Origin of the sequence: Pseudobutyrivibrio xylanivorans DSM 14809 (assembly GCF_900141825.1) — a bacterium.
Taxonomy (GTDB): Bacteria; Bacillota; Clostridia; order Lachnospirales; family Lachnospiraceae; genus Pseudobutyrivibrio; species Pseudobutyrivibrio xylanivorans.
Genome location: NZ_FQYQ01000002.1, coordinates 25905 through 51172 on the forward strand (window position 1 = coordinate 25905; position 25268 = coordinate 51172).

A 25268-nucleotide genomic window follows, 5' to 3' on the forward strand; every position below is an offset into this window, starting at 1 on the left:
GATGATTGACTATAACGTAAATATAAATGGACTTGATGTAAAAGCAAATTACAGTGAAGATGCTGTAAATAATATTTTTATTCCTCTTCTAAAAAAGCTAACAGAGTTGCAGCAGGCTAAGGGAAGAAGGATTCTTGTGATGCTTGCAGCTCCTCCGGGGGCTGGGAAGAGCACACTGGTAAGCTTCCTTGAAAAGCTTTCAAAGGAGACAGAGGGTGTAGCAGAAATCCAGACCATTGGAATGGATGGATTTCATCGGAGACAGGAATATCTCACCAGTCATACCACAGTAAGGGATGGTCAGGTAATCCCTATGGTAAAGGTTAAGGGTGCACCAGAGACCTTTGATCTAGAGCTTTTCAAAGAGCGCATCAAAAAGTGCCTCAGTGAAAAGGAATGTGGCTGGCCTGTATATGACAGAACACTTCACAATCCAGTAGATAACGTAATTACGATAACAAAGGACATCGTTATCCTAGAGGGAAATTATCTTCTATTAAATGAGTCAGGCTGGGATGAGCTTAAAGCATTTGCAGATTACACCATCTCTGTGACAGCAGATGAAAAGACGCTAAGAGACCGTCTTATCGCAAGAAAGGCTCTCAGTGGAAATTCCCTGGAGGATGCCACAGCCTTTGTAGATTACAGCGATATGGTAAATGTAAAGACCTGCCTGACCAAATCAGCAAAAGCAGATTTAATCCTGCAGGTCTTAGGTACATCTGATGGCAGATGCGATTATGAAGTTTTGAGCTAGTTAATCCAGCTTTCTATTTCTATTCCATCTGATGATGGCCACACAGATAATGATTGCATAGCCAATGATGCTAAGTACTTCTGGTACTTCCCCAAGGAATATAATTCCAAGAAGGGCTGCGAAAATAACCTGTGTATAGTCGAATACAGAGATTTCCTTTGCAGGAGCGTATTTATAGGCATTTGTAATGGAGAACTGTCCAAGGGATGCAGATACTCCGGCAAGAATCAGGAAAAGAAGCTGCTTTGCACTCATAGGTGTGTAGTAAAAAATTAAATATGGAAGAGTGACAATACATGAAAAAAGGGAGAAGCAGAAGACGATTATTGGAGTCTTCACTCCCTTTTTTCCTACCTTTCTTACGAAAACGTAGGCTGTTCCTGCGCCGAATCCTCCAAGGAGACCGATAAGAGCTGGGAACACTGCTGTGAAAGAGCCTGTTGGTCGGATAATAAACAAAGCGCCTATGAAAGCAATTATTGTGGTCAGTATATCAAAGCGGTTTGGCACTTCTTTGAGAATAATGATTGATAAAAGGATTGCAAAAAATGGTGAGAGCTTGTTAAGCATATTTGCATCAGCAATGCCAAGTCGGTCGATAGCATAGAAATTGGAAATAAGACCGATTGTGCCAAAGAGGCAGCGCATAAATACATCAAGCCTGTTGCCTTTTCCGATAACAAATTTTTCTTTTGAGCGCAGGATTACACTTCCTGCTACAACAAGAGCTACAGAATTTCTAAAAAATGCCTTTTGCATGGTAGGCAAATCTCCAGAAAGTCTGACAAAGAAAGTCATAAGGGAAAATCCAAAAGCTGCTAATAGAATAAAGATAATTCCCTTGATATTGTTTGAAGTCTTCATATAATATATCCTATACCTTTCAATAAGATCTAAGTATCGTTAAAATAAAAATATAAAAACGATTTTAGCACTCTAAAATAAAAAAAGGAACAATGTTTATGGAAGTAATTAGAATTGATGATATAAATGATGAACGTGTAGAGCTGTTTACCAAATATAATGAGGCGCAGCTCTATCATTATTTTGAACCTAATGGTGGAGTGTTTATAGCAGAGACACCAGAGGTAATAAAGAGAGCTTTAAACAGAGGTGCAGAGGCTTTAGCATTTCTTGTGGAAGAAAAAGCCTTTGAAACTGAAGTTGTGCGTCAACTTTTTGAAAATATTGACGATAGCGTGAAAGTTTTTGTGGCGCCTTTAAATGTGATTAACAATATCACTGGATTCAATCTAACAAGAGGAGTGTTGGCTGCATGTAGAAGGCCTGCACTTCCAGAACCTGCAGAACTTTTAGCACAGACAAAAAGAGTAGCAATACTTGAAGATGTAATGAACCCTACAAACGTGGGAGCTATATTTAGAAGTGCTGCAGCCCTGGGAGTGGAAGCTGTATTTCTCACTCATCCAAGCGCAGATCCTTTCTACAGGAGAGCAGCCAGAGTATCTATGGGAACGGTATTTCAGGTTCCATGGACTTACTTCGTAAAGGATTCAGATTATATGGAGACTTTACAACAGGCCGGATTTAAGGTAGTGTCTATGGCATTAAAAGAAAATGCTATTCCACTTTCCACACCTGAATTAAAAAATCAGGATAAGCTAGCCATAGTATTTGGCACAGAAAGTACAGGAATCAAAGACGACACAATTTCGAAATCAGATTATGTTACAATCATTCCTATGTACAATGAAGTGGATTCTCTTAATGTAGCGGCTGCCAGCGCAGTTACATTCTGGGAACTTTGCAGCAAGAAATAATAGATTAAAACGAGGTATATAAATGACATATTTCACCTGCTTTTTCTTAGATAAAGAAAAGGATATTATTGTAAATCTTTATAAGGATTTGGATAGAATGCTCTATATCCTTAAGACGCCTAATCATGGAACGGGGAATCTGATTAGAAATATTGCAAAGACTTGTCATTTGGAGCTTACCAAGGATGAGAATGAAATGCTCGTCATCAAGGGAGAGATTCCTTGCTTTATTGATGGTAATAATAAGGAAAGCTATATCTTTAGTCTTAATGATATGGAGATTGCCAGCATTAGCCCTGACGGAACAGTTGATGTTAAGGCGACCATTCCTGCAATTGCAAAGACTCTTATGAGCCAGACTAAGGATTTTGATTTACCAGTTGGTAAGACTATTTTCAAAACCTTTATTAGAAGAGAATACAAATTCAGAGCAGATTTACATACTCATATGAACGGAAATCTTACGGGAGATGTATTGATTGCTCTTGGTATATCGCATCAGATTAGATACCCACTTTACTATGTTAAGAAGCTGGATTTAAAGCTTACTGATGCACAGTGGACAAAAGCGTTGGAACAGCGTGAGAAGGTAGCCAGACAGTTTGTATCATCAGGTCTACAGGGAAAGTACCTTGATAGAAGAATTGATGATAATACATTTATAAATTTTGCAGATCTTATTCTTAATAATCTGGATAATGCAGAGGATAATATTGTAAAGATTCGTGGCTCTTTGGCTGTTATAAAAGACGGTCAGGCCGTATTTACGAATTTGGAAAAGGTATACCTTTATCGTTATGTCTTCTGTAAGGGTGTGGAGCATGAGGATAAGATTAGCATTTCTAATAAGGTGGAGATGATTCCTGACGAGGATGTTAAGAATACACTTCAGCAGATGCTTCGTGATAAGGAAAATCCAGTGTATAGCACCAACACTATTTTCCAGGATAAGCTTTTATGGATCGCAAGAGGCTATAAGAAGCAGGGAACATATTATGCAGAGATAAGTGATACCACTTTGGTAAAAAAATACGAATCTATTGAAATGCTTAGACAGGTGCATGCTGTTATGCCAAGCATCTATCAGGAGACTGGCGTAATGATCCGTTTCCTTGCAGCTATGAGACGAATTCCGCTTACCATTATCAAGGATGCAGTCACACCTGAAAACTATCTCGAGCAGAACCTTGAGGTACTTAAGGCTACAGCTCTTGACCCATACGTGGCAGGATGCGATTTCGTAGGTGAGGAGATAAATGATATTATCGAGTTGAAGCCTGCATTTAAAGAGATTGTAAAGATTGCGGCAAATGATCCAAGCTTTGTCATTCGTGTTCACGCAGGTGAAAACGACAGCCAGAAGGATAACATTGCCCATTCAATTGCATGCGTAAAGGAGTCTTTGGCTAAGGGACAGCCTATGCCAAAGATGAGATTAGGTCATGGACTTTATACTTATAGCTTGAATAGTAAGAAGGGAAAAGAGGCATTAAAGGAGCTTAAGGAGAACAATGTAGTACTTGAATTTCAGATTACAAGTAACGTCAGATTGAACAATCTTAACTCTCTTGATAAGCATCCATTGAAGCAGTACCTGAAGCAAGGCATTCGATGTGTTCAGGGTACAGATGGTGCCGCACTTTATGGAACAGATGCAATAGAAGAAGAGCTTTCTCTTGAGAAGATGCTTGGTCTTTCTGATGCAGAGCTTAAGCTGATGAGAGAAGCTGAGGCTACTATCATAGAAGAGGGCCAGAAGGCATACTCTGATAAGAAGGCAGCCTTTGCCAAGCTGATTGGAGACAGAGATTTAGAGGATGTACTTTTAGAAAAGATGCAGACTGTAAAGATTGCGGGAAAGAAGACTAAAGGCGAAGTACTGCTGGATGCAAATGCAGAATTAAAGGAGCAGATTTCCGAGATTACATGGGACAGATTCCCTGTAGTACTTTTGGGAGGAAGCTTTAATACAGAAAGTCGTTCTACAAAGCTTAGTAAAAATGCTACTAAGCAGATTGATGAGCTGATGGAATTATTAAGTCCTGATGAGGTGTGCTTCGTCATTGGACATAAGCTTTCTGGTTATGAAAAGTATCTTCTGGATCATAATGATAAGGGCTTTAGGATTTATTCCTTTGTACCAGCTGTTATTACTAAACGAGAGGCAGACAAAATAAAAAAATCAGGGGTAAAGGTAAGAGTATCTACTGAGTCTCAGGGCATGGGGATATATAAAAGCTTTAACTACGAGATTTTTGAGCGCCGTCCATCTATCGTAGTAGCCTTCGATGGCAACAGTGCAGCCACTAACCTTATCCAGGAGGCAAAGAATGGTAAAGGTAAATCAGCCATCTTTGTCTGGGCAAATTCAAAGAATCTTATGCAGAAGGCAAAGTCACTTCATGGATATGTATATTCTTTTGATAGTGATAATAAGCTGGTCGATACTATTAAAGAACTTCAAAGTACCATTGAGCAGAAATAAACTATCAGAATATTCTGTGAATATATCGAAAAAAGTGTGAAAAAAATAAATCGAACCTCAATTAGTTGTAGAATACTTAATGACGTAATGTGTCCACTAATTACTATTGGGGGGTAGATAAATATGGCTAAGAAGGCAAAAAAGACGAAACGAGTTAAGAAGAGTATCGGTGCTTCATTAATGATTCGTTTAGTACCTATTATTTTGATAGGTACTGTAGGTATCATTCTGTTTATTTCTTTTAATGCACGAAGTATTATTACCGAAATTGCAATGATGGATTTGCAGGCAGAGAGTAATGATAATGCACAGACACTTGGCAGTGGCTTTAAGATGTTGACTGCAAAATTTGGTGAGTATTGTGACACTATGGAACAGCTTCCTATGGAAGACCATAATACATATTTAAAGTACTGTGAACCATCAGTTAACTATCAGCCTGTTCCAAACTCTGGTATTTATGTTGGATTCTCGGATAACTCATATTTCTTTGCAAATGGAACTATACAGGATGCTTCATGGAAGCCAACTGAACGCGGTTGGTATGCTTTGGGAAAAGATAATCAGACATTCGTAGCCACAGAGCCTTATATTGATTCAGGTTCAGGTGAAATGTGCGTTACATATGTTAGAGCAGTTGATTTCTATAATGGTGAATTTGGTGTTGCTGGAGTTGATGTTTTCTTAACACAGCTTCAAGATGAAGTCTCTCAGCTTACTCCTATGAAAACTGGTGGCTCAGTTGTTCTTGATAAAGAATATATTGTTTCTTATTTCGAAACAGATAAGAATGGTATGAAAATAGAAGAGTCTGGAAGCCAGTTCTTAATAGATTGTAAGAATTATATAGATAGTGGTTCTACAGAGGTTATTAAGATTAATCAGCCAACAACAGGAATTGATTATTATGTAAGTGCTGCAGCAATTCCTGGTACACCATGGACACTAATTTCTTCTGTTTCAGTGGATGATGTAATGAAGGAAGCAAATAGCTTTATGAGAATTTCGTTGTTTGTAATGGTATTGCTTATACTCCTTATAGTAATCGTAATTCAACTTACAGTTAGCCGAATAATTACTAAGCCTGTAAATAGCCTTTCAGATAGTATTTTAAAGATTTCAGATGGTGATTTTACTGCAAAAATGCCAAGGGATAGAGGCGATGAAATTGGTCTTATCAGTAATGAGATGACTCGTTTCGTTCAAATAATGAACGGAGCCATTAGTTCAATTCAAGGTAAGGCTGAGCAGCTTCAGGAGGATTCGGAAACCTCTAAGAGTGCATCTGGAAAGATGAGTTCAGAGGCATCGGATCAGTCTACATCTATGGGGCAGATTCAGGAGACCATGGATGACATAACAAATGCAGTTGGTGAACTTGCTGAAAACGCAACAAGTCTTGCTCAGGCAGTTTCTGATTTGACTGATAATGGTAATTCAACCAATACAGTAATGCTTGATTTAGTTGAACAGGCAAAGATTGGACAGGAAGATATGTCAGCCGTTCAGAAAAACATGGGACGTATTACTGAATCCATGGGTGAGATGAATGAGGTTGTTACAACTGTTGGTGAGTCTGCAAAGCAGATTACAGATATTGTACAGATGATTGATTCTATCGCTGAACAGACAAATCTTCTTTCACTTAATGCTTCAATTGAAGCTGCTCGTGCCGGTGAGGCTGGTAAGGGCTTTGCAGTTGTTGCTGATGAAATTGGAAAGCTTGCTCAGAATTCGCAGGATGCTGCTAAGGAAATTGGAGATATTATTAAGCAGATTACAGGACTTATATCAGATCTTGCTGATAAATCTCAGCGAAATACAGATTCAATTAATGAAAGTGGCGAAGCTGTAGAAAAGGCGGGAACAAGTTTTAATAAGATTTATGATGATTTGAATCAGGCAGCTGAAACTATGGCGCAAATGATTAATATGATGGGTGAGGTAAATGATATTGCTTCATCTGTTGCAGCTATTTCAGAAGAGCAGTCAGCTAGTTCAGAAGAAATTTCAGCTACAATTACTGCCTTAGCTGAAAGTGCAAATCAGATTGCATCAGAAAGCCAAGGTGTAGAGAATGTTGCTAATTCTGTTTCAGATTCTGCACTTGCAATTAATGATGAACTTGCCAAGTTTAAAATTGAGGCAGATTTAACAGAGTAACTCGATTGTAAATAGAATAAAAAAAGCCTATTAAGAGGTGATGGATTTGACATTCCATCACCTCCTATTTTTTTATAATTAGAATAAATTGATTGATTATAATAATCGGTGTGCTATACTAGTATACAAGTTGAAAATGGGAGAGACATCATGGCGAAATTTGAATTATTTAAAAATGGAAAAGCAGCACCAATCCTCTTGGAAGATAATGGTGTATTTGGCTTAGAAAAAATGACTGGTATATTCGCTAAGGATATTAAGAGAGTCACTGGCGTTACGCCAAAGGTATTAAAGGAGCTTCCAAAGGATGAGTTTGTTATATATGTGGGAGTATGTGAGAGTAAGACTGTCTCAGAAAAGCTTGCAGGTTACATTGATCTTTCAAAGCTTAAAGGCAAAATGGAAGTTTATGGAATTTATATCTTAGAGGATGTTATCAATCCTGGACAGAAGATTCTTGCAATCATTGGCAGTGACAAGAGAGGCGCCATCTATGGAATGTTTAGCATTTCAGAAAAAATGGGAGTTTCACCATGGTATTATTGGGCTGATGCAAAGGTAAAAAGACAAAGTCAGGTGGTTTTTGATGAGAGCATCTGCAGGGTGTCTAAGGAGCCATCAGTAAAATATAGAGGCTTTTTCATAAATGATGAGCAGCCATGCTTTGGCAATTGGGCAAGAGAAAAGTTCGGAAGCATCAGACCATGTCCAGAATTGTATGAGAAGATTTTTGAGCTTCTTCTTAGATTAAAGGGCAATTACCTATGGCCTGCTATGTGGCGCTCTGATTTTACATTAGATCACATCGAAAACGCTCAGCTTGCAAATGAGATGGGTGTAATAATGGGGGCATCTCACCATGAGCCATGCTGTCGTTCAGGACAGGAGTTTCAAACATTAAGAAGAGATAATCCTCAGTACGGTACTGATTGGAGCTTCCTTTCAAATGCCGAGGGTATAACAGAATTTTGGAAGGATGGTCTTATTAGAAATAAGGACTTTGAGAATCTAATCACCATTGGTATGCGCGGAGAGAACGATTCATACCTTATGCCTGAGGATGCCACTCTTGAGGACAATATAAATGTTTTGAAAAAGGCAATCACAAAGCAGAAGGAGCTCATCGCCAAGTATGCTCCATCTGAGCATCCACAGCTTCTTGCAATTTACAAGGAGGTAGAGGATTACTACTTCGGTGATGAAAATACAAAGGGACTTAAAGATTGGGATGTCCTTGATAATGATATTATGATGCTTTGCGATGACAATTTCGCAAATGTTAGAACACTTCCTGATGAGGAGCTTAGAAAGAAGCCAGGCGGATTTGGAATGTATTATCACTTCGATTATTTTGGTGAGCCTGTTTCTTATCTTTGGATAAATTCATCTCCACTTACAAAGGTGTGGGAGCAGATGACTATGGCCTATGATTATGGCATCCGCTCAGCATGGATTGTTAATGTAGGAGATATTAAAAACCAGGAGCTTCCACTTAGCTATTTCATAGATTTAGCTTATGATTTCGATAAGTGGGGCACAAAAGCAATCAATAAAACAGATGAGTATACATTACAGTTTTTCAATAAACTTGGCTTTAAGGATGATGTGGGTGTACAGGCTGCAGAACTTGCTACAGAGTATACTAAGTGGAACGGTAGAAGAAGACCAGAGGCCCTTCATCATGACCACTATCATCCATGTCATGAAAATGAAGCTCGCCATATATTAAATCGTATATACGAAGCAACTGAAAAATCAGAAGATTTGTATCAAAAGGTAAAAGGAACTGATTTGGAGGAATGCTTCTTCCAGGAGGTTTATTACCCAGTTAATGCAGTTGCTGAAATCAATAAAATGCAGATTTACAGTGGCTTAAATGAGCTATACGCTAAGCAGCATAAAACTAAGGCTAATGAATATGCAAAACTGATTACAGAATGTATTGAAAGAGAGCGCAGCCTTACTGATGAATTCCACACAAGAAATAATGGCAAATGGAATCATATGCAGTCTGTTTATCATATTGGATTTACTCATTGGAATGATGAGCAGTGTCAGCTTCCAATAAGCCACTATGTTAATCCAGTAAGGGATCCAAGATTGATTGTTAGTGTTGTTAATCAGACTGACTACACTTGGGCTCATCGTTGGACAAGACATGTACTAAAAATGCCACTATGCTTTGAATCAAATAAGCTTGGTGAATTTGAAGTGGCAAACGGTGGATTACGCGCCCTTGAATACCATATTGACTGGGAGGGTGATTGGATAGAGATAACAGATTTATCTACTGGAGAAACTCTTTCAAAGAATGAGGCTGGACGCACAGATGTTTCAAATAATTATAAGGTCAAGATATTAAAGGATAAGTGGGATCACAAGCCAAATGCTATGATTCGTATATACGTAGATAATGGTGAAGTGGTAGCAGACGAGTCTGAGAATTGTACAAGTGTACCAGTAGTGGAGATTCAGGTAGAAGTATCTACACTGGATTTATCTGAAGTAAAGGAAAACTGCTTCTTAGAGGGAAATGGTGTTATATCTATAGAAGCCGCTCATTGTGCTTCAAATAAGAGTTCTAAGCTTGCAGAATATAAAGAGATAAAAGGCTTTGGTCGTACTCTTAGTGGTATGAAGGCTTATCCTCAAAATATTAGATTTGATAATACTGAGGATGCACCAGTACTTTCTTATAAGGTTTTTGCTGCCGAGGATGGTGAGTATACCTGCCAGATTTATGCTGCAGCATCAAATCCGGTAGTGTACCATGGAAAGCTTTCTATAGGTGTGGCTGCAAATGGAGCAGACAGAATTGCTGTAAATACTATTCCAGATAAGGGCTTTGATCCATGGAAGTCAGCTAGTTGGAGAGTGGGGGTACTTGATAATATTCATGTTGGAGAGTGTAAGCTTGCCCTTAAGAAGGGATTAAATGAAATTTCACTTTCAGCAATAGACCCAGCAGTAGTAATAGAAAAGATTGTACTTTGGAATCCTAACACAGAGATTCGTAAATCATATTTGGGGCCTAAAGAAAGCAAGAATTACATATTATAAAACAAGAAAACACTATACATCAAGTAGAATAAAAGACGACATATATTTTGTGGGGGATAATCCTATAGATTATCCCCTCTTTTTTTATGTTTCTCCCATGTATTATAAAATTACCGGCCGGTGTATATATCAAGGGGGGACCCTTTAGGGGAGATGCCTTGATATCAAGAACTGCCCATTGCCGAAGGCAATTTTAAATGGCAGTTCTTCAATTATCAAAAAAAAAGGAGAATATATGGGAATGGTAAAAAGAAAACTTTACAGATTCTTGTCCCTCGTTGCAATCTCTGCAATGATGGCTACATCTGTAGTTCCACCATCTGTTCACGCGACAGAAGTGGATGATGCTACCGTAGCTGTAGAAGGGGACACAGAATCAAAGGCAGAAGAAACAGCGGATTCTGATGACGTTGAAAAAGAAACAGAAGAAACAGTAGAATCTGACGAGGCAGACAAAGCTAAAGATGAGGACTCTGATGGGGTTAAGGAGGAGTCTGCAGAAGAAGCAGTTCCAGCTGAGGATGAAGAAGCTGAGGAAGAGTCAAACGAGGAATGTGAAATCACATATCCTATGATTGATTTTGATAGGGACTATAACAAAGGCGGTTCATGGGGAACTGACATTACTGTCAGTGGTGGCGCTTTTAAGATTTCCTATAGTGGACAGTATGCTGAAAAGGTTTTAGGTTTACCAGAAGGTATTACAGGTAAGCAGGTTAAGTCAGTAAAGGTAAATATCAAGAAAGGTGATGTTAATTACTTTTCTGTTAAGCTTCGCAACGAAGGCGAAGAGATTAAGCCAGCTTATGGTACAAATGTTATTGAAAATAGTGATAATCAGGATTTTGATGGTATTGGTTTGATGACTACAGCTGATGGCGGCGCAAATTATACTATCACAAGCATTACACTTACTTTAAAAGGCTCAAAGGATGATTTTCCAACACCATCTGAGGTGACAGAGGAAGAAGAGAAGACTGAAATCGAGTGGGATATTCCAGACTTAAAGGACTATGTTTCATCTGACAAGGGTCTTGGTAAGGATTCTTACACAGGTGCAGCTATCATGCTTTCAGAAATCTCTGATAAGGCTCTTATGGACCTTGTAGAGAAGCATTTCAACGCAGTTACATTTGGCAATGAGTTCAAGCCAGATTCACTCTTTGGCTACAACAATGACAAGCCATATGATGGTCAGATTGTTGAGGAAACATGGACAGATGCTAAGGGTGTTAAGCACGAGAACATGAAGGTTCCAAAGATGGACTTCTCTCGTCCAGAAAAGATGCTTGAGTTATTAAAGGATTGGAATGATGAGCATCCTGAGGATCAGATTAAGGTAAGAGGTCACGTTCTTACATGGCACTCACAGACACCAGAATGGTTCTTCAAGGAGAACTATGATCCTAATGGTGCATGGGTATCTCCAGAAGAGATGACTCTTCGTCACGAGTGGTTCATTAAGAGTGTATTTGAGCATGTATTCTCATCAGAGTACAAGGATATGTTCTATGGATGGGATGTTGTAAATGAGGCATGCTCTGATGGCTCTGGCACATACAGAAGTGCGGATCCTAGCGAAAGATCAAACTGGGCTAGAATTTATGGTATTGGTAGCAAGGAAGATGCACCAGATTACATCCTTAATGCATTTAGATTCGCAAACTACTATGCACACGAGATGGGCCAGGATAAGCTTGAGCTTTACTACAATGATTACAATGAGTGCTCAGGCAACAAGCCAGATGCAATCGCTCAGTTACTTGAAAGCGTAAAGAGACACGAGAAGGATTCAGTTCTTCCTACAAGAATCTCAGGCTATGGTATGCAGGGACATCACAATATGCTTTCTGCAACAAAGCAGCAGATTATCGACTGTGGTATCAGATACGGTAAGATTGTTGGAAAGATTCAGGTTACAGAGCTTGACTTCAAGTGCAGCTCAGACTTTGGAGGTACAGACGCAGAGCTTTCTGCTGAGTACACAAAGGAAGCTTACAGATACAAGGATGTTTATGATGCATACAAGGAAATTGATGCACAGCCTGGTATCGATGTAAACGGCTTTACAGTTTGGGGTGTAATCGATCCTAACTCATGGCTTCAGACAAGCAGCAGCGTTGGTGGTGGAGCTAACGGAAGACAGAAGCAGGTGCCACTTCTCTTCGACGGAGAGTACAAGGCTAAGCCAGCTTATTGGGCACTTGTAGATCCTACAAAGCTTGAGCCAGCAATCAATAGCCTTACAGTAGTTCAGGCTGTTGGCAGTGATCCATTTGCTCATGGTAAGAACATCTCTATCGATGGTACAGAGTACAGCTTTGTTCCAGTATGGGATGGTAAGAAGGTTTCTGTAAAGGTTAAGGCAGCTGGTGCTACATCTGCAAAGCTTTATGTTGATTTTGCTCAGGCTATGGCTGATGGCGCTGAGGTTCAGACAGCTGAGGCTGCATTTGATGAGAACGGTGAGTGCGTTCTTTCTATCGAAGGACCAACAGAGTTTACTACTTCTGCAAAATTTGCAATGGATGTAGTTGTAACAGATACTGAAGGTCAACACGCATACAACAACGTAAGACTTACACAGGATGAGGGCAGCAAGTACTTTGCAAAGGCACTTTGCAAGCCATACATGTCAGTTGCTAAGGGTACACCAGTAGTTGATGGTGATGTTGATAAGGTTTGGGAGAATGTTGAGCCTGTTGAACTCACAATTACAGGTGGTACACATCCAAATGCAACAGCATCAGCTAAGGTTCTCTGGGATGAGAATAAGCTTTATGTTCTTATGAATGTAAAGGATGATGTTCTTGATGCCAGTGCAGAAGCTGTTCACGAGAAGGATTCTGTTGAGGTATTCATCGATGAGAACAATCATAAGTCAGACGCTTTTGAGGATGACGATAAGCAGTACAGAATTAACTACTTAGACGAGACAAGCTTCAATGGTACTAAGTGCCTTGAGGAAAACTGTGAGCACGCTGTTACATTAACAGATGATGGCTACATGGTTGAGGCAGCTTTTGCTTGGACAGATATTACTCCAGAGGTAGGCACAGCTATCGGTTTTGATCTTCAGATTAATGATGGTGCAAACGGTGGCCGTGTTGGTACAAGAACATGGTATGATGAGACTGGTAACGGATGGAGCGCACCTAGAGTATACGGTGAGGTAACACTTGCTGATGCTGCAGCAGAGCCTGAGGAGCCAGTAGAAGAAGTTCCTACAATCGCACTTGTTGATGATGTAGTTTATACAGGCAAGGCTCTTAAGCCAGAGGTAGTTGTTGTAGTTGGTGACAAGACATTAGTTAAGGGCATCGATTACAAGGTTTCTTACAAGAATAATAAGAACGCAGCTACAAAGGTTAGCACAGGTATGGGAGAAGACTTTGATGAGTCACTTCCTACAGTAATCGTTAAGCTTAAGGGTGAGTACGAAGGTGAGCTTAAGGCTAACTTCACAATTTCAGCAGCTGATTTTGCTGGTGACAACTTTGAGTTTGAAGCACCAAAGAACTTAAAGGAAAAGAAGAAGGCTACTACACCTAACGTAACTGTTAAGTTCAACGGTAAGAAGGTTTCTAAGAACGATTACACTGTTACATACAAGCTTGGTGAAAATGGTAAGGAGATGAATAAGCTTCCAGCATTTGCATCAAATGGTGATGGACAGTACTACGCAGTTGTTAGAGCTACAAGTACTAACTTTACAGGTGAGAAGGTTGTTGCACTTGATGTAATTGCCGATGCACAGGTACATATTCTTCGCGCATGGGTAAATGAGAGAAATGTTAAGTGGAATAAGAAGACAAATCGTGTTACTTTAGGCATGAAGTTTACAGTTAACGCAAATGACGAGGCTTCTTACTTCGGCGTTAAGAAGGGAACAACTGTAACACTCAAGGACGGTAAGGATTACGAAGCACGTATGTTAGCATATTGCAAATTCTTAGGAACTGGCATTTGCGAGGTTCGTGGTAAAGATCCATTCTTTGGCACAAGACTTGTTATCGTATTTACAAAATAATAAAGTTTTCCCAGATACTCAGGGGTCCTATGGAGACATAGGGCCCTTTTGTTGTATAAGGGATTAAGATTATTACTTGGAGGGACAAGGAATAATTCGTAAATACGTATAAATAGAATCTACCCTTTTTATTAAAATTGGATATAATTGTCTTATAGACATTTTTTTAAGGAGGGTAATTAATGAAAAAGCGAAATGGTTTAAAGAGGGTTGTTACATTTGTCCTCGCAGCTGCCATGGTGGTTACCATGGGATTTACTCCAACTAAGGCATATGCTTATGAAGCACAGTATAAGATTATGCCACAGATTGCCAAGGATTTATCTGGCAAGACACTTATCATTCACTCAAACGATGTTCACGGTGCAATGGATAAGTACTCACAGCTTGCAGCTCTTAGAAATGAGCTTAAGGCAAGAGGCGCTGATGTTATTCTTACAGATGCAGGTGATTTCAGCCAGGGAACACCTTACGTTAGTTCAACAAAGGGTATGTATGCCATCAACATGATGAATGCTATGGGATACGATGTTGTAACACTTGGAAATCACGAATTTGATTATGGTTATGATCAGCTTAAGTACAACCTTTCAAATGCTAAGTTCAAGGTAGTTTGCGCAGACGTAGTAGATGCTAAGGGAAAGAATCTTTTTGATGCAAATACTGTTTTCACAACACCTTCTGGATTAAAGATTGGTTTCTTTGGTCTTGAGACACCAGAGACACAGACAAAGGTTAATCCTGCAACAATCAAGGGTGTTAAGTTCCTTTCAAAGAGCGATATTTACACATGCGCTCAGTCACAGGTAGAGGCTCTTAAGGCTCAGGGCGTTGATCTTGTAGTATGCCTTAGCCACCTTGGTGTTGATGAGGAGTCAGCGCCTGATGGACACAGAAGTGTTGATATGCTTGCTAACACAACAGGTATTGATTTAGTAATCGATGGTCATTCACACACACTTATGTCTCTCAAGGATGCAGATCCTAACGAGCCAGGTGATGAGCCAGTTCAGTCTACTGGAACAAAGCTTGAGACAGCTGGTGTAGTAGTTATCGATAATGCATCTAAGAAGATTGAAGATATGTATCTTGTAAAGCTTGATGATGGAATCATCCAGGATACATTTATCGCAGCAGTAGACAAGACAATCGAGGATGCAGTAGATGCTGAGTATGGTGTTGAGCTTGCAAAGTCTGAGATTGATCTTAACGGAAAGAAGGCTCCTGGTGTTCGTACAGAGGAGACTAATCTTGGTGATTTGATTGCTGACGGTCTTAAGTGGAGTGTTACAAAGGAGAAGGGCGCCCTTACAGTTCCAGAGGATCATATTGTTGCTATCACAAATGGTGGTGGTATCCGTGCTTCTATAGGTGCAGGTTCTGTAACAAAGAAGGATATCAATACAGTTCTTCCATTTGGAAATACAGTAGCAGTTGTTTATGTAAAGGGTTCTGTTCTTTTAGAGGCTCTTGAGGCCAGCACATACTGTACACCAGATGCAATCGGTGGCTTCCCACAGGTATCAGGAATTAAGTTTACAGTAAACACAGCTGTTCCATTTGCACAGGGTGAGGCTTATCCAGAGTCTACATACTATAAGCCAGCTTCTATTAACAGAGTTACAATCGACAGCATCAATGGTAAGCCATTCAAGGCGGATGACACATATGCAGTTGTAACAAATAACTTCGTTGCTGCAGGTGGTGACACATACTACGCATTTGGTAGCGCTACAAACCAGTTTGATACAGGTATCGTAATGGACGAGGCTGTTATGGATTATGTTAATACTCAGCTTGGCGGAAAGATTACTGCTAAAGATTACGGCACTGTAAAGGGAAATATTATCCTTAAATAATAGTTAATTACCAAAAAAAGCTGTGAGCACAAAAAAGTATTCACAGCTTTTTTTATTTTTGTTATTGCATTTAGCATATAAGACACTTATAATACAAAAAAACAAATGCAGAGTAGACTGTAAAGCGTTAAGTGCCAGGTGAACAGGGAGTTGTCATTTGGACGAAGGTTTTATCCGCGGTTTTATGGTCGCATCCCGCTGCTACATATGAGAAGTGCATTATGCACCTCCTAGTGTAGACAAAAGGAACTGCAAAGGAGGTGCATTTTTTATGAAGAAACTTATGGACACAAAGACACTTACTGTTGCAGCCATGCTTACAGCTATTGGAATCGTACTTGGATTTTTCAAGCTTCCAATCAATCAGCTAATTGAGATTAGATTTGGCTCATTACCAATCAGCATGGCAGGAATGCTATTTGGCCCAGGTGTAGCAGGAGTCGTAGGGGCTCTTGTTGATATTGGTGGATACTTGGTGAAACCAACTGGCCCATTCTTTCCTGGCTTCACTCTTAGCGGTATTGTAGGCGGTATCATCTTTGGATTGATGCTTCATGGCAAGAAGATTACATTCCTTAGAGTGCTTATGACACAAATCGTATATACGGTAATTGTCGGAGTAATCATGAACAGCTACTGGTTAAGTCTATTATATTTGCAGGGAGGTTATGTTGCAGCTATAGTATCAAGACTTCCAAAGGAATTAATTATGATTCCTGTTTACACTATTTTATTCTATAGTGTGCTTAAAGCTTTCGACAAAGTAAAAGTAGGAGCTATGGCTTAAAATGAGAGAATATTCCTATGAAGAAGCGATAGAGTTTTTTAAGAATCTTCCACATTTTGTTCCACCAGTTAATAACTGTGGAGGGACTAAGAGCTTATTTTCACTGGATGCAGAAAATGCATTGCTGGAAAAGCTTGATAACCCCCACATGGATTTAAAATATATCCATGTGGCAGGCACAAATGGAAAAGGTTCCACTTCAGCTTTTATCGCTACTATATTAAAGGAAGCAAATTACAAGGTGGGGTGTTTTACCTCACCTTTTTTGTTTGCTTACAATGAAATGTATAAGGTGAATGGTCAGGATATTTCTAATGAAGAGTTTGCCAGAATATTTAGTATCGTAAAACCGTACTATGACCAGCTTGCTTCTGATGGAATTTACCCAAGTGAGTATGAAATCCTGACTGTAATGTCATTTTTGTATTTCAAGGATATGGATTGTGACATTGTTGTTATGGAAGTGAGCATGGGAGGAAGAGTAGATACTACAAATGTTATCCCGGCTCCACTTGTAAGTGTAATTACTCCAATTAGCTTTGATCATATGTCTATTCTTGGAAATACACTGACAGAGATTGCCACTGAAAAAGCAGGAATTATTAAGACTGGCACTATAGTGGTATCTGCAAAGCAGGAGCCTGAGGTAGTGGAGGTTCTTGCTCAGGTTTGTAAAGAAAAGAATGTGGAGCTTCACTTTGCATCAGAGCCAGTGGTAGTTTCAAGAAATCTTAAGGGACAGGAATTTATGGTGGCTGAATTTGGAAGCAGACTCAGCACGCAGCTTCTTGGCACCTACCAGGTGAAAAATGCAGCACTTGCCATGAAAACTGTAGAGCAGCTTAAAAGACAAGGCTTTATAATTTCTGATGAAGCACTTAGGACTGGTCTTAACAATACAAACTGGTTTGGCAGATTTTCTGTAATTAAGAATAATCCTCCTGTGATTGTTGATGGAGGACATAATCGTCAGGGGGCAGCAGTCCTTGCTGATTCATTAAGAACTTATTTCCCAGAAAAGAAGATTACTTTTGTTCTAGGAATTTTAAAGGATAAAGAAGTTGAAATTATGCTTGATGAGCTTCTTCCTCTTGCTAAAGAGGTTTTCACCGTAGAGGTGCCAAATCCTCGCACCATGTCTGCAGATGAGCTGGCTGAGAGAATCATATTACGAGGAGTTAAGGCACAGGCCTTTACAGGAGACGATGTTTTAGAGCTTGAGAGTGATGCAGACGTAATCTGTATGGCAGGCTCATTATATCTGTTTAGTAGCCTTTTCTCCGCTGATTCGTAACAAAAAATGCAAATTACAAAAATTTTTTTTGAGAGTGTAACTAGTTTGTAACAGGGGACAGTCTAGAATGACCTTACACAATTGATAGTGGGTACGTGAATTTTTTATGCGTTGAACAATAGAGTTGTGATTGGAGGTTATCTTATGGCAAGAGGAAAGACATTCAAAAAGAGATTATTATCAGTGATGATGACAATCTTGATGGTGGCCGCTATTGCCGTGCCATCATTCCCATCCTACGCAGTTGCCGACACAATTGATGTAGGCCAGCCAGGCTATAATGCTTCTGGTGTTATGACCTATTATAACTGCTTAGGTACAGGTACAAATCTTTACAAGAGTCTTGTTATTAACTTCACATCTGTTCGAGAGAACGGTGAGAAGATAATACTTCCTAGCGTAAGTGGATTTACATATGAGACATCTCTTTCTACAGATGGTACTTATATTATTAACATCCCAGAAGGAAAGAATCTTGTACAGATTGCAGCCTATATTAGAAAGATTCAGTTCTTGAACTGTCAGAATTCTTCCCAGAAGATTAACTTCTCAGTAGGAAAAGATATCGTTAAGTACATGACCTTCTATTCAGAGGATTCTCAGCATTACTACCAGTTTATCAAGTTTGACAAAGCGTCAGGTACAGCTGTTAAAGATCCAACAGGAAAGTCTTGGTCATATGGTAGTTGGGAATGGGCTTACTATACAGCTCTTAATATGACATATGAAGGACTTCAGGGATATCTTGCAACAGTATCAACTGTTGAAGAGGATGCATTCATCTATCGATGCTCTAACGAGATTGGTTGGCTTGGTGGTACTAAGATGACCCATGGTGAAGCTGACTCTAAGAATGGTATTCCTTTCTATAAGACATTTACACCATCCGGCAATGGTGATGGTATCGGATACTGGTACTGGGCAGTAGGTCCTGATGTAAACGAGGGTGGTGGAAAGTTCTTACAGAGCCCTACAGCTGCATCAAATTCTGTTTTACAGACAGCTGATTCAAAAGGATACTACAACAACTGGAACAACGGTGAGCCAAACAACTCCAATGGTGAGTTTTCAATGACAACTCTTAAGATTGGTTCTGGTTGGAGCACAGGTAACAGAAATGGAAAGATTGGAACAAACTCTCCATACTATGTAGCTTCAGGCTATTCATGGAATGATATTGTTGATACTAACTGGGCTCAGTATGGTAGTTCTAAGGTTACAAGTTACACAGCTACAGGTTTCTTCGTAGAATACGGTGACTATGTAAAGGGATTAACCCAGACAGCCCTTGTTCAGAAAACAAACTTTGAGTTTAAGACAACAACTCAGCCTCTAAATCACATTTGGAACCTTTATGCAGCAGATGGTTCAGATACTATTCATATGTTCTGTTCAGCATCTGACCCTAAGTGCTCATATTATGCAGTTGGTGCATCAAGCTTAGGGGAAACTATTGATTTAACGATTCAGGCAGCGGATGTTCCTTATGATGGAAGAGCGTACTCAAGCTCTAACATTGTAGGTGCTGATGACATTATGTCTGCTACCAATAATACAGCTAACATTTCAGATATTAAGTATTATAAGGTATCAACGGCAGATACAGTGACTGGTGGAACAATTCAGACAGCTCCACCAACTGCAATAGGCTATTACTATGCAGAGGTTACAGTAACAATTAAGAATACAGTCCTTGCTTCTAATACAGTTTCAGCTAAGGCTGTAGTACCATTTAAGATTTATGATCCTAATGCAGAATACGCAGTAGAATCATTAAATAACAAAGCAGCAGACAAGGAGACAGTACCTTATCAGAGAAAGGTAACAGAGACAACAGCTTATGCAGATCTTGAGGTAGTTCTTGCAACAGTTGACGATAGGCTTTCAATGTATAAGCTTGCAGAAATGACATGGGATGATGAGGCAGACTCATTAAAGGATATGGAATGGGTTAGCCAGGTCAAGAACTGGATTAATCAGTCAAGCTATGCTGCAACAGCAGCTACCCCTTACGACTTGTCAAATGGTAAGGCATCATCTTCAACAATAGCATCCTTCTATAAGGATATGCTTAGAGTAGAGGGATATGATGTATTTACAACTGCAGGCGATGATCAGCTTGTAGACCTTTATGCTACGCCATCTGGACAGTACGCTTCAAAGGGTTATAAGTATGTTGATGCTGATAATCATGAGGTTTCTGAGGGTGCTGATGGCGCCAAAGAATACTCTATGGTATTTGATAACATACAATATGGTATATACGCTATTCTTGCTACAGATGGTAATAATAATCCATATGCAGTTACAGTAGCATCAGTATATCCACAGCAGTCAGGACCACAGGGAGCTTTCTTTACACAGGAATTATTCACCGTTTATATCAAGGAAGTTGAGCCTACTATTGAAAAGAAGATTAATGGACAGAAGCAGGATGTAGCTGAGATTAATGATACAGCTAATCCAATAGAGTTTACTATTGATTTCCAGCTTCCACAGTATAAGGACAGATTAACTACAGGTTCTGGCAGTGGCTACCAGCTGTCATTTGAAGATTTGATGGCAGAAGGATTCACATTATATGAACCTGATGAAGAGCACAGATTAGCATTATACTATCTGTATAAGGATGGTGAAAATCTAGCAGAAGCTAGGATTGATGAGAATAGTATTCCAGAGGCTACAGCATATAAGTTTACTGAGAATTCTCAGGGATCAAGTTCTATATTACTTACAGAGGATAATGCGAAGGATGGCACTATAGTTTACATAGCTAATCCATCTGATAATACAATTCTTACAAAGAATTCTGATCTTATTGGATACTATGCTACACCAAGAACAGGCCCAATATTTGAGCAATTCACTATTCCTACAGGTCAGGCTACAACAAATATTTCAATTAGCTTTGACGAGCCTATAATCAGAGCATGGAAGGCTAATATAGCTAAAAATGAGGATAGAGCTGTATCAGGATTTAGAATTAGATATTATGCAATTCTTGATCAGGATGCAAAGATTAATTCTAACGAAAATACAAATACAGCTTATATTCACTACGAGAAGGATTCTAATGGTAGGACAATGACAGAGATGCATGACGTTGTACATGCATACACATATGGTCTTAACATTGTAAAGATTGATGGTAGTGCTTCAACTACAACTTACCTTTCAGGTGCAGAGTTTAACCTTTATAAGGAATTATCTTTATCGGATGCAGACTATGAAGCACTTGAGAGTGCAGAAAAGAATAATTACTATGTACTTCCAGGCGAAAATGACGAAGCTTCAAGATACTTTAAGAAGGTATCAATGAACAATGGAATTTTCCAGAACAAATATAATCAAGATGTATATGACACTTTGATTTCTGTAAATACTGAACAAGGTATTACAGCTCATGGTCTTGGTGTTGGAAGTTATGTACTTGTAGAGTCAAAGGCTCCTGCAGGCTATAACGAGCTGGCAGAGGATATCTATTTTGAGATTAATCAGCTTAATGACGGTGAAATGGCAAAGGCAGATAATTCTTATATCTGGTTCAGAGAGATGGAAACAGATGATAAGCCTTATAGCGATACAGATCCAAATTCAGCAATTATAAATGAAAATGGATGTATCAAGGTTGATGTATACAACTATCAGGGATTAGTACTTCCTAGTACAGGTGGAATTGGTATCCTGTTATTCATCATCATTGGTACTGGTGTAATGGGTGCTGTAATCGTTATTATCTTAGGCAGAAGAAAACGTCAGATGATTTAATGAATTAACCTTAATACCCAGAGGATTTTAAAGTCCTCTGGGTATTTTTTATTACAGAAAATTACAAAGTGAATTCCGTATAAAATGTAACGGCTTTGTAACACTCCTTAGATTAAAATGAACTCATCATAAAGATAGTAGCCTTACTAACAGGGAACAGGAAGGTGGAAAATATGAAGAGAGCAAACTCAAAAACAAGAAAAAACAGACTTATTAGTCTCATAATTGCAATGATGTTTGTAATGTCATGTTTCCCTATGTTTATTGTACAGACATTGGCAGCAGATTTTCAGACTGATTCCCTGAATAACAGAGCAAATACCTCTGGTACTGCAGCAGCTACTACTATTAAGGTGGATAGTGAAAGTGCTACAACTAATCTTGTTGTAAAGCTTACAGCTAAGGGGGAGACAGTTACAATTTATAAGGTGGCTGCAATTAACTATGATACAGTTACAAAGAAATATTCAGACCCTTATTGGGTACCAGCAGTTTCAAACTGGCTCAGTGCATATGACACATATTCTACAAATGGAACTATCAAGACTGCATATGCAACTCCTAAGAATCTTTCCTCAGCAAGTCAGTCGACATGGACAGAGTTTTACAAGTATCTTCTTTATAACAGAGATAGCAGAGGACCATTAAATGTAATTGAGTATGGCTCATCATCAGAGGAAGTAGATGGAAATACAGTTTTTTCCGGAAAGCTTGAACCATATACAGATAGTATTACACTTGCAAATGATGCAGAAACATTTGAAGTAACATTCGATAATCTTGAGCTTGGTATCTACGCTGTCATGGTAAAGGCTGACGCCAAGAGATTTACTCCTGTAGTAAAGGATCTTACTCCTAGAGTGAATGGGCCGGAGGGAAATTACTATGTAGATTCCGTATACTTTGCAGAGCTTAAGGCAGCTGATGCTACAATCGACAAAAAGCTTAATGGCAAGCAGGCTGATGCCGTAAGAATAGGTGAGGTTGTAGATTTTGATATCGATATTACATTACCTACTTTATACAGTGACAGAATTACATACACAAGAGCAATGGATCAGATATACTCAATGTACATTGAGGATTACATGAGTCAGTCTTTCACACTTTATGATGCAAATAATGATGGTGTTGCTGATGAAAAGGATGTAAGCTTTACAACAACAGGCTCTACGCCTGGATCTGTTAAAGAGCCGTTCCCAACATCAAACTTTGATTATTATGAGATAGCTGATTCTTCATATGATAGAAGTGGATTGACAGCAGATGTTGATTACTTTGTACTTACAGATGACAATATAGCTGACTACACATCAGGCTGTACACATGTATCTGATTTGGAAGGCTATGAAAACGGTCAGACTTATTATGCAATAAAGGTGTCTGCGCCGGTTTATACTCTTGATCCTGTCAGAACAAAAACTAATTCCGACAACAGAGATTGCACATATCTAAAATTAAATATTAACGTGGGTGTTTTAAAGCAGATGATTAAGGAGGATCCAGAGGGACGAAGCTTTGATTCTGCAATTGTAACAATGTCTTACAAGGCAATCATTACAGATAATGTGGAAGTTAATTCTGAGAATAACTACAATACGGCAACAATAGTATACGAAGGAACTTCTGGAATTAGTGATACTGTAAGAGGTTACAGCTATGGTCTTCAGGTAATAAAGGTTGATGGTGATACTGATGCTCCAATCGCAGGTGCTCAGTTTAATATTTACAAGGAAGTAAACACATACAAGAAGATAAATGATGAATATGTATGGCAGGCAGATATGAGCGGAAGTGACTCAGACAGGCTTGGGCTCACATATCAGCAGGTTAAAGAGGATATAGAAGAGAAGGAAGAGGAAAGCATTTATTATACATACGAGGAGACTAAGTCAGAATCTGGAACAACAGAAGCAGGTGTAGAGTATGATGAGGGTGATGTCCTGGCATATGTATTTACCAAATATACAGCAGGATACATTAATGGGGTGGCACAATTCAATGGCTCGCTTACATCAGTTGCTTCAGAAGCAGGTGTTACAGTGACAGGTTTGGATGAAGGAAATTACATCCTCATGGAAACAAGAGCACCAAGTGGATACAATTCACTTGCAGAGGATATTCTCTTTACTATTAATCGTATAGATGATGAGACTGCACAGCTTGAATTTAACGGAAGCCTTTGTGGATTCTACGATGGCTACGATAATAGCAAGCAGCTTATTGAAAATGGTATTATATCACTTAGAGTATTGAACTATAAAGGTTTGACACTTCCAAGTACAGGTGGAATAGGTATTCTTCTGTTTACAGTAATAGGTATTTCTATCATGTCATCAGCGTTAGTTCTTATGGTTGTAAGACAAAGAAGAATGGATTCAAGTTCGTATATGTAAGACCCCATAAAGCCAGCTCAGATGTTAGCATCTGAGCTGGCTTTTTTATGTGTCTAGATTTTTTCACAGTTCCTAAACAGAATGAACTTTTTTTAATGCTACAATTTTATAAACATAATTGTGAGTATTGTGTCTTTAGGTACAGCATTTCAGGGGGTAGAGGCTATGTCAAATAATAATTATGACAGAGAAAGAGATAGAGATTACAACAGGGATAGGGATTACGATAGGGACAGAGACAGGGATAGAGACAGCGACCGGGATCGTAATTATGACAGGGATGATGACAGAGGACGTGATCGAGACAGAGATAGAGACCGTGATTATGATAGGGATAATGACAGAAATCGCGACCGTGATACCATGGATGAAAGACAAATCCGCGAGGAAATCGATCGTCTAAGAAGAGAAGTCTATAATCTTAAGGATGCTTTAGAAAACAGACGAGCAGAAAATCAGGATCTAAAGATGGCAATCAAACAGGCGGAAAAGAACAATGCAGAGCTTTTGACTGCTATTACTGCCACTTTAAACGATATGTCTACAAGAATGGATAATCTAAATGGTTTAGATAAGCTTAAGAGCTCCATTAGAGATGAGTTTGAAGAGGCAAATATGCCTATGGAAGCAAAATGTCAGGCTATTGAAGAAAGACTAAAAACATTGCAGGATAACCTTGATTATACAGAACCAATGAAGGAACAGATGGGCATTGCCGCTGAGGGCATGAGGGAAACTTTGGCAGAAAAATTTGGAACAAAGACAATCGGTGATGTGCTCCAGAAATTGGCATCAATAAGTACGTTCCTTATTGCAGATTCCATTGGGATAGTTGTTCTTTTGGCGCTAATGTGCTTCTTTATCATTTCACTTATAAAGTAGAAAGGA

General features: G+C 39.1%; 13 protein-coding genes and 1 riboswitch. Of the genes, 12 read left to right on the forward strand and 1 reads right to left on the reverse strand.

The window, feature by feature from the left end; translation table 11 throughout:
- Position 1: 1 nt before the first annotated feature.
- Entirely contained in the window at positions 2-757 is a 756-nt protein-coding gene (locus BUA88_RS01920; RefSeq protein WP_072911900.1) for a nucleoside/nucleotide kinase family protein, read from the forward strand.
- Here the strand turns inward: BUA88_RS01920 and BUA88_RS01925 are convergent, their stop codons facing one another.
- Complete coding sequence (locus tag BUA88_RS01925; RefSeq protein ID WP_072911904.1) at positions 758-1621, reverse strand: DMT family transporter; 864 nt, start codon at positions 1619-1621, stop codon at positions 758-760.
- Between the two features lie 98 nt (positions 1622-1719).
- Here BUA88_RS01925 and BUA88_RS01930 point away from each other — a divergent pair, with 98 nt between their 5' ends.
- From BUA88_RS01930 to BUA88_RS16295, 11 genes are all read left to right on the forward strand, one after another.
- Positions 1720-2538, forward strand: a complete 819-nt coding sequence (locus tag BUA88_RS01930) for a TrmH family RNA methyltransferase (protein WP_072912603.1) — start codon at positions 1720-1722, stop codon at positions 2536-2538.
- Between the two features lie 22 nt (positions 2539-2560).
- Positions 2561-5023 (forward strand): amidohydrolase family protein, encoded by a 2463-nt coding sequence (locus BUA88_RS01935; RefSeq protein WP_072911909.1) that lies wholly within the window; start codon positions 2561-2563, stop codon positions 5021-5023.
- 123 nt (positions 5024-5146) lie between these two features.
- The gene (locus BUA88_RS01940; protein ID WP_072911914.1) at positions 5147-7186 is read left to right on the forward strand and encodes a methyl-accepting chemotaxis protein; all 2040 of its coding nucleotides are present in this window, start codon (positions 5147-5149) and stop codon (positions 7184-7186) included.
- Positions 7187-7336: 150 nt separating this feature from the next.
- Positions 7337-10246, forward strand: coding sequence for a glycosyl hydrolase 115 family protein (locus tag BUA88_RS01945; RefSeq protein ID WP_072911918.1), 2910 nt, complete (start codon positions 7337-7339; stop codon positions 10244-10246).
- Positions 10247-10487: 241 nt separating this feature from the next.
- Positions 10488-14276: an endo-1,4-beta-xylanase gene (locus BUA88_RS01950; protein WP_159430870.1), complete on the forward strand. Its 3789-nt coding sequence runs from the start codon at positions 10488-10490 to the stop codon at positions 14274-14276.
- A gap of 182 nt (positions 14277-14458) precedes the next feature.
- Positions 14459-16135, forward strand: a complete 1677-nt coding sequence (locus BUA88_RS01955; protein ID WP_072911928.1) for a bifunctional metallophosphatase/5'-nucleotidase — start codon at positions 14459-14461, stop codon at positions 16133-16135.
- 106 nt (positions 16136-16241) lie between these two features.
- A riboswitch (THF riboswitch) is annotated at positions 16242-16338 on the forward strand.
- Between the two features lie 68 nt (positions 16339-16406).
- Positions 16407-16922, forward strand: coding sequence for a folate family ECF transporter S component (locus tag BUA88_RS01960; protein WP_072911933.1), 516 nt, complete (start codon positions 16407-16409; stop codon positions 16920-16922).
- 1 nt (position 16923) lies between these two features.
- Entirely contained in the window at positions 16924-18216 is a 1293-nt protein-coding gene (locus BUA88_RS01965) for a bifunctional folylpolyglutamate synthase/dihydrofolate synthase (RefSeq protein ID WP_072911937.1), read from the forward strand.
- A 144-nt stretch (positions 18217-18360) separates the two neighbouring features.
- Complete coding sequence (locus BUA88_RS01970; protein WP_072911942.1) at positions 18361-21984, forward strand: SpaA isopeptide-forming pilin-related protein; 3624 nt, start codon at positions 18361-18363, stop codon at positions 21982-21984.
- A gap of 173 nt (positions 21985-22157) precedes the next feature.
- Positions 22158-24380 (forward strand): SpaA isopeptide-forming pilin-related protein, encoded by a 2223-nt coding sequence (locus tag BUA88_RS01975; protein WP_072911945.1) that lies wholly within the window; start codon positions 22158-22160, stop codon positions 24378-24380.
- Between the two features lie 165 nt (positions 24381-24545).
- A complete protein-coding gene (locus BUA88_RS16295; RefSeq protein ID WP_072911948.1) occupies positions 24546-25262 on the forward strand; it encodes a hypothetical protein in 717 nt (238 codons plus the stop codon).
- Positions 25263-25268 lie beyond the last annotated feature (6 nt).